At 43.9% G+C, this 11,395-nt stretch carries 14 protein-coding genes; all 14 read left to right on the top strand.

What is annotated here, in order from left to right:
* Window positions 1-15 precede the first annotated feature (15 nt).
* The 14 genes from ruvC (at window position 16) to ybgF (ending at window position 11,322) form a co-directional block, all read left to right on the top strand.
* Window positions 16-537 (top strand): crossover junction endodeoxyribonuclease RuvC, encoded by a 522-nt coding sequence (ruvC, locus tag AAFM34_RS07890; RefSeq protein WP_114787156.1) that lies wholly within the window; start codon window positions 16-18, stop codon window positions 535-537.
* Between the two features lie 86 nt (window positions 538-623).
* Window positions 624-1,241, top strand: a complete 618-nt coding sequence (gene ruvA / locus AAFM34_RS07895; protein ID WP_341661647.1) for a Holliday junction branch migration protein RuvA — start codon at window positions 624-626, stop codon at window positions 1,239-1,241.
* A gap of 20 nt (window positions 1,242-1,261) precedes the next feature.
* The gene (gene ruvB, locus AAFM34_RS07900; protein WP_341661649.1) at window positions 1,262-2,266 is read left to right on the top strand and encodes a Holliday junction branch migration DNA helicase RuvB; all 1,005 of its coding nucleotides are present in this window, start codon (window positions 1,262-1,264) and stop codon (window positions 2,264-2,266) included.
* Between the two features lie 456 nt (window positions 2,267-2,722).
* A complete protein-coding gene (gene cydA / locus AAFM34_RS07905; RefSeq protein WP_341661651.1) occupies window positions 2,723-4,309 on the top strand; it encodes a cytochrome ubiquinol oxidase subunit I in 1,587 nt (528 codons plus the stop codon).
* A 17-nt stretch (window positions 4,310-4,326) separates the two neighbouring features.
* Entirely contained in the window at window positions 4,327-5,463 is a 1,137-nt protein-coding gene (gene cydB / locus AAFM34_RS07910; protein ID WP_341661654.1) for a cytochrome d ubiquinol oxidase subunit II, read from the top strand.
* A 12-nt stretch (window positions 5,464-5,475) separates the two neighbouring features.
* A complete protein-coding gene (cydX, locus tag AAFM34_RS07915; RefSeq protein ID WP_000270285.1) occupies window positions 5,476-5,583 on the top strand; it encodes a cytochrome bd-I oxidase subunit CydX in 108 nt (35 codons plus the stop codon).
* Entirely contained in the window at window positions 5,576-5,878 is a 303-nt protein-coding gene (ybgE, locus tag AAFM34_RS07920; RefSeq protein ID WP_341661657.1) for a cyd operon protein YbgE, read from the top strand. The genes cydX and ybgE overlap by 8 nt, the downstream gene beginning before the upstream one ends.
* Before the next feature lie 152 nt (window positions 5,879-6,030).
* Window positions 6,031-6,450: a tol-pal system-associated acyl-CoA thioesterase gene (ybgC, locus tag AAFM34_RS07925; protein ID WP_341661659.1), complete on the top strand. Its 420-nt coding sequence runs from the start codon at window positions 6,031-6,033 to the stop codon at window positions 6,448-6,450.
* The gene (tolQ, locus tag AAFM34_RS07930; RefSeq protein WP_341661661.1) at window positions 6,440-7,138 is read left to right on the top strand and encodes a protein TolQ; all 699 of its coding nucleotides are present in this window, start codon (window positions 6,440-6,442) and stop codon (window positions 7,136-7,138) included. The genes ybgC and tolQ overlap by 11 nt, the downstream gene beginning before the upstream one ends.
* A 4-nt stretch (window positions 7,139-7,142) precedes the next feature.
* Window positions 7,143-7,586, top strand: coding sequence for an ExbD/TolR family protein (locus tag AAFM34_RS07935; RefSeq protein WP_341661663.1), 444 nt, complete (start codon window positions 7,143-7,145; stop codon window positions 7,584-7,586).
* Window positions 7,587-7,599: 13 nt separating this feature from the next.
* Entirely contained in the window at window positions 7,600-8,586 is a 987-nt protein-coding gene (gene tolA, locus AAFM34_RS07940) for a cell envelope integrity protein TolA (RefSeq protein ID WP_341661665.1), read from the top strand.
* Between the two features lie 33 nt (window positions 8,587-8,619).
* A complete protein-coding gene (gene tolB, locus AAFM34_RS07945; RefSeq protein WP_341661673.1) occupies window positions 8,620-9,960 on the top strand; it encodes a Tol-Pal system beta propeller repeat protein TolB in 1,341 nt (446 codons plus the stop codon).
* Window positions 9,961-9,996: 36 nt separating this feature from the next.
* Entirely contained in the window at window positions 9,997-10,536 is a 540-nt protein-coding gene (gene pal, locus AAFM34_RS07950; RefSeq protein ID WP_160926733.1) for a peptidoglycan-associated lipoprotein Pal, read from the top strand.
* Between the two features lie 15 nt (window positions 10,537-10,551).
* Entirely contained in the window at window positions 10,552-11,322 is a 771-nt protein-coding gene (gene ybgF / locus AAFM34_RS07955; RefSeq protein WP_341661669.1) for a tol-pal system protein YbgF, read from the top strand.
* Window positions 11,323-11,395: the final 73 nt, after the last annotated feature.

Genomic DNA, 11,395 nt, shown 5'->3' on the forward strand with positions numbered 1-11,395 from the left:
GGTCTTATTGATATTATGTCAATCATCTTGGGTATCGACCCAGGTTCTCGAATCACAGGTTATGGGGTGATTCGTCAAGTAGGGCGTCACCTGCATTATTTAGGTAGTGGTTGTATTCGTACTTCAGAAAAAGACTTACCGGGGCGTCTTAAACAAATTTATGCTGGTGTAACCGAAATCATTACCCAGTTTCAACCGGATGTTTTTGCCATAGAGCAAGTTTTTATGGCCAGAAATGCAGACTCTGCCTTGAAACTTGGTCAAGCACGAGGCAGTGCCATTGTTGCTGCAGTCAATGCTGAATTACCTGTATATGAATATGCAGCGCGTTTAATCAAGCAAGCTGTTGTCGGGACGGGTGGAGCAGATAAGGATCAAGTTCAGCACATGGTTCAGTCAATTCTTAAGTTGCCCGCCAAACCGCAAGCAGATGCAGCGGATGCACTCGGCGCAGCAATATGTCATGCCAATACCAACAAAACCTTGGTGGCTTTGGCAGGGCAGGCGGTGAGTGCTCGAAGAGGTCGATATCGTTAAGTCGGTAGTATTCAACAAAAAAGAACTGGATGTTTATCCAGTTCTTTATTATTCTGTCATAAATTCTCCAGTAAAGAGTATTGAGTGTGATTGGACGTTTGCGTGGAATTTTATTAGATAAGCAACCCCCAGAGCTATTAATTGAAGTCAATGGTATTGGCTATGAAGTACAAATGCCGATGAGCTGTTTCTATGAATTGCCAAACATAGGTGAAGAAGCGGTTATCTATACGCATTTTGTAGTGCGAGAAGATGCGCAACTACTCTATGGCTTTAATACAGTCAAAGAGCGCGCACTGTTTAGGGAAGTGATTAAAGCAAATGGTGTCGGACCCAAGCTTGGGTTGGGAATACTATCGGGTATGACAGCCAGTCAATTTGTATCCAGCGTAGAACGTGAGGATATCTCGACACTTGTTAAGCTGCCTGGCGTTGGTAAAAAGACCGCTGAACGTTTGGTTGTAGAGATGAAAGACAGGCTCAAAGGATGGGGAGCGGGAGATTTATTGACGCCTCACACAGATGCAGCGCCGATGGACGCCGTCGAACTTTCCAGCTCGACTAATGCGGAAGAAGAAGCAGTTAGCGCGCTGCTTGCATTAGGCTATAAACCGACTCAAGCTTCTAAGGTGATCTCTCAAGTGAAAACTCAAGATATGAGTAGTGAAGAGCTCATCCGCGAAGCTCTAAAATCTATGGTTTAGTATACGGTTAGGAACTCTTAATGATTGAAGCTGATCGCTTAATTGCCCCCGATAACACCGTCTATAAAGATGAAGATGTGATTGATAGGGCTATTCGCCCTAAAAAGCTGGCAGATTATCAAGGTCAGGACCATGTTCGTGATCAAATGGAAATTTTTATCAAAGCAGCCAACCTTAGGCACGAAGCTTTGGATCATTTGCTGATTTTCGGGCCTCCTGGGTTAGGAAAAACAACATTAGCAAATATTGTTGCCAATGAAATGGGTGTCAATATTCGTACAACCTCTGGCCCAGTTCTGGAAAAAGCTGGAGACCTAGCTGCATTACTGACCAACTTAGAAGAAAATGATGTTCTCTTTATCGATGAGATTCATAGATTAAGTCCAATGGTTGAGGAAGTCTTGTATCCAGCTATGGAAGACTATCAACTTGATATTATGATAGGTGAGGGGCCTGCTGCGCGGTCGATTAAAATTGATCTGCCGCCTTTCACTTTAATCGGAGCTACTACTCGAGCGGGCTCTCTAACTTCTCCTCTACGAGACCGCTTTGGTATTACTCAGCGATTAGAGTATTACAAGGTATCTGATTTGCAGCACATTGTTCGGCGCAGTGCGGATTGTCTTGGTTTATCAATGGAAAAAGAAGGCGCTCTTGAAGTCGCTCGTCGCGCTCGAGGAACCCCACGTATTGCCAACCGTTTACTTCGCCGTGTTCGAGACTATGCAGAAGTAAAAGGTAATGGCCATATTTGTGCAGATATAGCTGACAAAGCATTGAACATGCTCGATGTCGATGTACAAGGCTTTGACTACATGGACAGAAAATTGCTACTGGCCATCATGGAGAAATTTGCTGGTGGTCCTGTTGGGTTAGATAACATGGCAGCGGCAATCGGCGAAGAAAAAGACACCATCGAGGATGTGTTAGAACCTTACTTGATTCAACAAGGATACTTACAAAGAACGCCCAGAGGTCGCATCGCTACTGATAGAGCATATTTACATTTCGGTATTGAAAAATAAGTTTCCAGGGTCAGTCGTTTGGTGACTGGCTCGCCTTTCTTTGTGATAATTCTCACAATAATGGAATATTCATAATGTCAGAAAAGTAACTTAAAATTGTCAGATGTTAATCAGTTGTTTGTCATAAATATTATCTTCCTGCCTAAAATAACTGCAAGTTAACAAAAGCTCGTGTAAACTATTGATGTAGATCAAGTTGTTTGTTTTTTGAGCAAGAATGTCAAGCAAAACTTGATGTAAATCAAAGCTAAGCCTAAAAACAAACCTTTTGAAAGAGGTGGTTATTAGCAGTAGTATTAGCACAAGCTATACTAGCTAAAGCTTAACAATTAACTAACCGTTATGGTGCATTTTTGCAACAACATGCTGTTTTTTAGCAACATTGTTTCACTGGTCTCAATGTTTACTGTGCTGCATAAATGTAGAAAGTGTCAGTATAGACACATAGGAGCAAACATGATTGATGTCGTCGATCTGTCGCGGTTGCAGTTTGCGCTGACTGCGATGTATCACTTCCTCTTTGTACCATTGACTCTAGGTATGGTGTTCCTGTTAGCCATTATGGAATCTTTGTACGTAATGACGGACAAGCAAATCTATAAGGACATGACCAAGTTCTGGGGTAAGCTCTTTGGGATAAACTTTGTTCTGGGCGTTGCCACGGGTTTAACCATGGAGTTCCAGTTTGGTACTAACTGGTCATATTATTCTCACTACGTCGGCGATATTTTTGGGGCTCCGCTCGCCATTGAAGCTTTGGTGGCTTTCTTCCTTGAATCAACTTTTGTTGGCCTGTTCTTCTTTGGTTGGGACCGACTGACTAAACGCCAGCACCTTGTAGTGACGTGGTTAGTTGCGCTTGGATCAAACTTCTCCGCTCTTTGGATTCTAGTGGCCAACGGTTGGATGCAAAACCCAGTAGGCGCTGAATTTAACTTTGAAACCATGCGTATGGAAATGGTGAGCTTTGCTGAAGTGGTCCTTAACCCTGTCGCTCAAGTTAAGTTCGTTCACACGGTTGCTTCTGGCTACACCACAGGTGCAATGTTTGTGTTGGGTATTAGTGGTTACTACTTGCTTAAGGGACGTGATATTGCATTCGCTCGTCGCTCCTTTGCCATTGCTGCATCTTTTGGTATGGCCTCTATTTTATCAGTAATTGTGCTTGGTGATGAGTCTGGTTATGAGCTTGGTGAAGTTCAGAAAGTGAAATTAGCAGCAGTTGAAGCCGAGTGGCATACAGAGCCTACGCCAGCATCATTCACATTGTTTGGCATACCAAACCAAGAAACTATGCATACTGATTACGCAATTAAAATTCCTTATGTCATGGGGATCATTGCGACACGTTCTATCGATGAGCAAGTTACAGGACTTCGCGATTTAAGAGCAGAACACGTGGATAGGATCCGTAATGGTATGTATGCCTATGGTCTATTAGAAAAGCTGCGTGAAGGCGATAAATCGCAAGAAAATATGGCGGCGTTTGATGAAGTGAAAGGTGATTTGGGTTACGGCTTGTTACTTAAACGCTACACCGAAAATGTGGTAGATGCATCTGAAGAACAGATTCAAGCAGCAGCCGATGATTCGATACCAACAGTGTGGCCGCTATTTTGGTCGTTTAGAATCATGGTTGCGTGTGGCTTCATCATGCTATTCGTCTTTGGTGCCGCATTTGTGCAAACTTGCCGCCAGAAAATTGAACAGAAACCTTGGGTTCTAAAAGCAGCTTTGCTGAGTATTCCTCTACCTTGGATTGCTATTGAAGCAGGTTGGTTTGTTGCTGAATTTGGCCGTCAACCATGGGCTGTTGGGGAAATCCTTCCCGTGGATGTGGCAGCTTCTGCTTTGACCGCTGGAGAAATCTGGACGTCTTTGTTCGCAATTTTAGGCCTTTACACTGTGTTCTTGATTGCTGAAGTTTACCTCATGCTTAAATTTGCCCGTAAAGGCCCGAGCAGTTTAAAAACGGGGCGTTATCATTTTGAGCAGGATATCAATTCTGTTGAAGATAAAGTTAGCCGCCAAGTTGACGCGTAAAGCACGGAGAAAAACATATGTTTGATTATGAAATCTTACGACTTATCTGGTGGGTTTTGATCGGTGTTCTTCTGGTCGGCTTCGCAGTAACAGATGGCTTTGATATGGGTGTTGGCGCGCTGGTACCTGTGATTGGCAAAACAGACAGTGAAAGACGAGTAATGATTAACTCTATTGCTCCTCACTGGGAAGGTAACCAAGTCTGGCTTGTTACCGCTGGTGGTGCATTATTTGCGGCATGGCCATTAGTCTATGCCACCTCTTTTTCTGGTTTTTACCTTGCTATGATCCTTACGCTGGCGGCTTTGTGGCTCCGCCCACTGGGCTTGGCGTATCGCTCAAAAATTGAAGACGAGAAATGGCGTTCAACATGGGACGTCTGTATTTCAGTCAGTGGATTTGTCCCTCCAGTTATTTTCGGTGTGGCTTTTGGTAACCTGTTGCAAGGGGTTCCTTTTCAACTGACAGAGTTTTTAATGCCGACATACCACGGATCTTTCTTTGAATTGCTCAACCCATTTGCGCTACTTTGTGGCTTAGTCAGCTTGTTTATGATCATTATGCAAGGCGCAACTTGGCTGCAACTCAAAACAACTGATGCCGTACATGCTCGTTCACGCAGTGTTGCACAGATTATGGGTCTATTGACTGTTGCAGCATTTGTGGCTGCCGGTTTTTGGATTCAAAATATTGAAGGGTATGTGATTACCAGCGCCATTGATCACAGCGCAGCATCCAACCCATTAGCGAAAGAAGTCGTTCGTGAGGCTGGTGCGTGGCTGAACAATTTTGAGCAATATCCACTGATGTGGGCAGCGCCAATCTTAGGAGTGGTAATGTCTTTGGTCACTGTGATTGCTTCTCGCCTTGATCGTGGTGGTATTGCCTTCTTTGCATCAAGTGTGGGGAACGCGGGCATTATTTTCACTGCTGGCTTAGCTATGTTCCCATTCATTATGCCTTCTGACTTAATGCCGAACCACAGTTTAACCATGTGGGATGCGACCTCGTCTGAGCTGACACTCAACTTAATGACAGGTGTTGCCTTTATTATGGTGCCCGTGATCCTCGGCTATACCACGTGGACGTACTATAAAATGTTCGGGCGCCTGGATAATAAGTTTATCGAAGACAACAAAGATTCACTGTACTAAGGAGCAAAGACTATGTGGTATTTCGCGTGGATTTTGGGAGTATTACTGGCTTGTGCATTTGGCATCATTAATGCGCTTTGGCTAGAGCATACCGAAATGATGGATAAAGACAGTGAATAGTATATCTGAGCAAGTAGCCAGTCTGCATGCTCCGTTGGATAAAGCTCTGTTTAGAGCTTTATCTTTGATACTTGGTTTTTATCATGTAGCCCTCATTATGTGGGATCCAAAGTTATATGCCGATCAAATTGGTGGATTCAACGCAGTTGTTTCGCCACTGATGATTTGGGCCATGTGTTCGAGTATGGTGTTCGGCTTGAACTTCAAGCCAAGGAGTTTGTGCTGGCAAATTATGTTTAGTCCTTATTTTTCAATATCGATCCTTTTATACTTGACTATGGCTAGGCTTTTCTAACTTAGACAAGCGAGTTATTCAACAGATGGCATGACTGATATGATCAGTCGTGCTATTTTTGTTTCATGCGATGAAAATACGTCATTATTCCTTGCCTAACGGGTATCAGAGTAAGGTATAGTAGTGTTAATCATGCTGACCAAGAGAAAAACGTGGATATAACCCAGCCTGTATTCGAATTCCCCGTTACTGTCTATTATGAAGATACTGACGCAGGAGGCATGGTTTATCATGCTAATTATCTGAAATACTTTGAGCGTTGCCGCTCTGAATGGTTAGTTAATATTGGTGTGACACACACAAGCTTAAGGGAACAAAATATTATTTTTGTAGTCCGACATGTTGACTTGGACTTTTTGCAAGCTGCTCATCTAGAGGATCGCCTAATCGTTAAAGCCACTGTTGCAAATGCTCAGAAAGCCTCTGTTACTTTCTGTCAGGAGATCGTAAATCCTGCTGGAGATATATTGTGTAAAGCAATGGTTAAGGTAGCATGCATCGATAGTGAAAAAATGAAGCCGATAGCCTTCCCCAAAAAAATTATTATGGAGTTAACTCAAAGTGACCGCTGATATTTCAATGCTTGATTTATTTCTTCAAGCAGGCCTGCTAGTAAAAATAGTGATGCTGACGCTATTGGGCATGTCTATCGTTTCTTGGGCGATGATCATTAAACGCAGTAAAGTTTTGTCTCAAGCTGCAAAAGGTGCTGAAACTTTTGAGGACCAATTCTGGTCAGGTGCTGACCTTGCGGCTCTTTATCAAAATGCTAAAAAGCGCAAAGACGATATCAGTGGGACCGAGGAAATCTTTTACTCGGGCTTTACCGAATTTGCACGCTTAAGAAAAACTAATTCGGAGTCGCCTGACTTTATTATGGAAGGTACTGGCCGAGCCATGCGAGTCGCGGTTGCTCGTGAGGTGGATGAATTGGAGACGAATTTACCATTTCTAGCTACTGTGGGGTCTATCAGTCCTTACATCGGCTTATTTGGTACCGTATGGGGCATTATGCACGCCTTTATTGCCTTGGGCGAAGTGAAACAAGCGACCTTAGCAATGGTTGCGCCGGGTATTGCAGAGGCACTGGTCGCGACAGCGATGGGATTATTTGCCGCAATACCAGCAGTAATGGCCTATAACCGATTAAGCAATAAAGTCGGTAAGTTAGAGCATAGTTATGCCACTTTTTCTGAAGAGTTTCATAGCATCTTGCACCGCCAAGCTATGGCTGGTCGTGATTCTGCCAACAGGGGCTAATATCATGGCTGGATATCAACCTAAAAAACGTAAAATGACGGCAGAAATTAACGTTGTTCCTTACATTGACGTTATGTTGGTTCTGCTTATCATCTTTATGGTGACGTCCCCTTTTGTAACTCAAGGTGTTGATGTTGAGTTACCTAAAACCTCAACTGCTAAGCCTACTTCTGACCTTGCAGGTGACAGTGATGCAAGTTTTATCATTGTTGAAATCGATCGAGAAGGTAATCTTGGCGTAAGCGTTAACGATGAAGAGGTGACTCGCGGACTTTCGTTACAAGACGTGATTGTACGGATCAAGGCTGAGTTATCACTTAAGCCTGATTCGCCAGTGGCTGTTGGTGGTGATGCGGCGACCCCGTATGCAGAAGTTGTTTTGGTTTTAGATGAATTAAGTCGAGCGGGGATCCCTAAGGTTGGCTTACTCACTGAGATAAAGGAATAAGCGCGCTCTGGTTATGAAAGATAGTAAGCCGAAAAAAAAGAGTGGTTACGCTAAGTCGATAGTTATCTCGGTGTTGCTGCATGCATTGCTGGTTATGGCGCTGGTGTGGGGAACCGATTTTACTATGTCTAAACCAGAGCCATCAGGCAAAATGGTTGAGGCGGTGGTGATTGATCCCAGCCTTGTTCGTCAGCAAGCCCAACAAATACGAAGCCAACGAGAGGCCGCGGCGAAAAAAGAACAGCAACGCCTAGATAAATTGCGCCGCGAAAGCGAGCAATTGGAAAAAAATCGCAAAGCAGAAGAAGAGCGTATCCGCAAGCTGAAAGAGCAACAAGCTCGCGAGGCAAAGGCGGCTCGCGAAGCTGAGAAAGTAAGACAGCAAAAAGAAAAAGAACGTAAAGCGGAAGAACAGCGTGTTCGCCAAGAAAAGGAGCGGGCCACTAAGCTAGAGGCGGAGCGTAAAGCTAAAGAAGCGGCGGTCGCAAAAGCGGAGAAGGAACGTATCGCACGCGAAAAAGCGGCTCAGAAAGCAGAAAAAGAGCGGGTTGCCAAAGAAAAGGCAGCCAAAGAGGCGGCTGAGAAAGCGCGTAAGGAAAAACAGCGCCTTGAGCAAATAGAAAAAGAGCGCAAAGAGCAAGAAGCTGCGCTGGATAATATCTTCTCTGGTTTGGAGACTGAAGCGGAGCAAAATAGCGCAGCCCAATCTCAGTTTCTTGCGGATGAAAGGTCTAGGTTTAAAGAAAAATATAAACTTACTATTGAGCAAAACCTGCTAAAGGAAGATTCTTTTTTCGGTAAAGAGTGTTTGTTGAATATACGCCTCATACCAACGGGTGACTACAAAGCTATTGTTTCTTCCGCCAAAGTTATTGGAGGTGATTCAAGTCTTTGTCGAGCTGCGAAGTCAGCAATTGTTCAGGCAAAAGAGTTTGACTTTCCGAAAGAGGCTCAGTTACAACGAGAGTTCAGAGATTTCAACTTTAGATTCAAACTATAGGGAATTATAGTGAAAATTAATATCAAGCGCATTATGCTTCAATTGTTGAGCTTGTTAGTCTTGTTACAACCTATGTTGGCAAGTGCTAAGCTTGAAATCGTCATTACAGACGGTATTGACTCAGCTCGGCCAATCGCTATTGTACCGTTTAAATGGCAGGGGACATCGCCTTTACCACATGATGTTTCGGCGGTCATAGCTTCAGACCTACAGAGAAGTGGCAAGTTTAGCCCAGTCCCTACAGGTAAGATGCCACAAACACCATACAGTGATAGCGAAGTTGATTTCGAGAAATGGACAGGTTTAGGTGTAGACTCTCTATTGACTGGAACCATTACGCAAAATGCCGAAGGCGATTATGTTATCCAATATCAGTTGATTGATGTTGTTCGAGGGCAGTTAACCCAAGGACAAAGTAAGGCTCTGAGTTCAGATGGCCAGTTGGTAGTGTCAAAGGATCACATCCTGTTTAGTAAGCGTGCGACTGTGCCAGGTGAGAGATTACGAGAGTACGCACATCGTATTTCTGATTTAGTATACGAAGAGCTAACGGGTGAGCGGGGTGCATTTTTGACTCGTATCGCGTATGTGGTTGTTAATGACAAGGACAGCTATGCCTATCAGCTAAGAGTTGCTGACTATGATGGTTACAACGAGCGATTGGTATTACGTTCAAAACAGCCATTAATGTCACCAGCTTGGTCGCCAGACGGAAAACAGCTCGCTTATGTCAGTTTCCAAAATGGTCAAGCTGAAATATTTATTATGAATATTTACACGGGTAAACGTGAAAAGATAACCTCTTATCCTCGCCACAATGGTGCTCCACGCTTTTCTCCAGATGGTAATAAACTAGCGCTTGTACTGTCTAAAACGGGCAGCTTGCAGGTTTATACTCTGGATTTAAAAACTCGTAAGTTGACCCAAATTACACGCGGCAGATCAAATAATACTGAACCTTTTTGGCATCCTGATGGTAAATCATTGATCTTTACCTCAGATCGGGGTGGTAAACCACAAGTATATAAAGTAGATTTGGCGAGTGGTTCAACGAACCGTTTGACTTGGCAGGGACGTCAGAATCTGGGTGGGCAGATCACACCAGATGGGCGGTTCTTGGTAATGGTCAATCGTACCAACACCGGTTTCCATTTAGCTAAACAGGATTTGGAAACAGGATCTGTTCAGGTTCTAACCAAAACTTTGCTAGATGAATCACCGAGCATCTCACCAAATGGTGGTATGGTAATTTACAGTTCCATCTATAAAGAAACTAACGTGCTTTCGATGGTCTCGATCGATGGACGCTTTAAAGCTCGATTACCAGCAACAAATGGTCGTGTGCGTGCTCCGGCATGGTCACCATATTTGTAGCCAGTAATATGTATCAAAACGAAGGAAAATATAACAATGCAACTAAACAAAGTTCTTAAAGGGCTATTAATTGCGCTGCCAGTACTTGCAGTTACAGCATGTAGTTCAAGCGATGACGCAGCAAACTCTACTGGCTCTGAAACGAACCAATCAACTTCTGGCTCAGCAAATGGTGTTGATACCACAGTGGTTTCGCCAATTGGTGAAAATGGTCAACTTTCTGAAGAAGAGCTAAAAGAGCAGGCGCTTCGTGAGTCTCAAACTATCTACTTTGCGTTTGACAACTCTACTATTGCTAGTGACTACGAAGAAATGTTGGCTGCTCACGCTTCTTACTTAAGCAAGAACCCATCAATGAAAGTGACAGTAGAAGGTCATGCGGATGAGCGTGGCACTCCAGAATACAACATTGCACTTGGTGAGCGCCGTGCCAATGCGGTTGCTAAATACCTACAAGCTCTAGGTGTTCAAGCTGATCAGATCTCTATCGTTAGCTACGGTGAAGAGAAGCCTCTTCTAATGGGTCAATCTGAAGATGTATACGCTAAAAACCGCCGTGCGGTTCTAGTATACTAATCAAGGATAATCCATATGTTCAGTAACCTTAAGCGCGTCATTACGCTTATGTTGCTGGCAAGTACAGCGAGCCCTGTGTTCGCTGTACCAGCTCCAGTATCAGACGTAAGTGGCAATACTACTTTGGCCTCTTCTTCTGCCGGTTCGGCAAACGAAACAGAGGTTCAACGTCTTGAGCGCTTGCTCGAAAATCGTAATCGTATGCAACTGCAAATGCAGCAGCAGCTTGACGATATGGCACTGGAGATTAATGATCTTCGTGGTCAGCTTGAAAAAAATAGCTTCGATATGCAGCAAATGCTTGAAAGACAGCGCGAGCTTTTTATCGAGCTTGATAAACTTCGGGGACAAGTGAGCTCGGCACCTGTTGCTGAAGCCGCCAAAGAAACTGCTGCTCCCAAGGGTAAGTTCAGCACCAATGTTGATGAGCAAACTGCTTATCAAAACGCTGTCGATCTTATCTTAAAGAAGCGTGATTACGCTGGTGCTATAGCGGCGTTTCAACAATTTCAAAAAGATTATCCTGATTCTACTTTTTCTCCTAATGCGCACTATTGGTTAGGGCAGCTTTATTTTGCTAAGAAGCAAGATAAAGAAGCCGTTAAGAGTTTTGCTGCTGTGGTTGCGTATCCTAAGTCCAATAAACGGGCCGATGCTTTAGTTAAGCTTGGGGATATATCAAAGCGCAATGACAATACAGCGCAGGCGATTAAGTATTATCAGCAGGTTATTGATGAATACCCTAGCAGTGCATCTGCTAAGCTTGCCGAAGAGCGAATCAAATAGAGAATAGGGGCGTATATCGCTAATGCCGATCAGTTAAACATTAATCGGCAGATCAATTGAATGATCCCATCAG

The organism is Vibrio sp., from assembly GCF_038138445.1.
In the GTDB taxonomy this organism is placed as follows: domain Bacteria; phylum Pseudomonadota; class Gammaproteobacteria; order Enterobacterales; family Vibrionaceae; genus Vibrio.

Excerpts from the sequence above, each read along its gene's own strand:
- cydA (WP_341661651.1), top strand. The coding sequence starts at position 2,723 with ATGATTGATGTCGTCGATCTGTCGCGGTTGCAGTTTGCGCTGACTGCG.
- pal (WP_160926733.1), top strand. The coding sequence starts at position 9,997 with ATGCAACTAAACAAAGTTCTTAAAGGGCTATTAATTGCGCTGCCAGTA.
- tolA (WP_341661665.1), top strand. The coding sequence starts at position 7,600 with ATGAAAGATAGTAAGCCGAAAAAAAAGAGTGGTTACGCTAAGTCGATA.
- ybgF (WP_341661669.1), top strand. The coding sequence starts at position 10,552 with ATGTTCAGTAACCTTAAGCGCGTCATTACGCTTATGTTGCTGGCAAGT.
- ruvB (WP_341661649.1), top strand. The coding sequence starts at position 1,262 with ATGATTGAAGCTGATCGCTTAATTGCCCCCGATAACACCGTCTATAAA.
- AAFM34_RS07935 (WP_341661663.1), top strand. The coding sequence starts at position 7,143 with ATGGCTGGATATCAACCTAAAAAACGTAAAATGACGGCAGAAATTAAC.
- cydB (WP_341661654.1), top strand. The coding sequence starts at position 4,327 with ATGTTTGATTATGAAATCTTACGACTTATCTGGTGGGTTTTGATCGGT.
- cydX (WP_000270285.1), top strand. The coding sequence starts at position 5,476 with ATGTGGTATTTCGCGTGGATTTTGGGAGTATTACTGGCTTGTGCATTT.
- tolB (WP_341661673.1), top strand. The coding sequence starts at position 8,620 with ATGCTTCAATTGTTGAGCTTGTTAGTCTTGTTACAACCTATGTTGGCA.
- ruvC (WP_114787156.1), top strand. The coding sequence starts at position 16 with ATGTCAATCATCTTGGGTATCGACCCAGGTTCTCGAATCACAGGTTAT.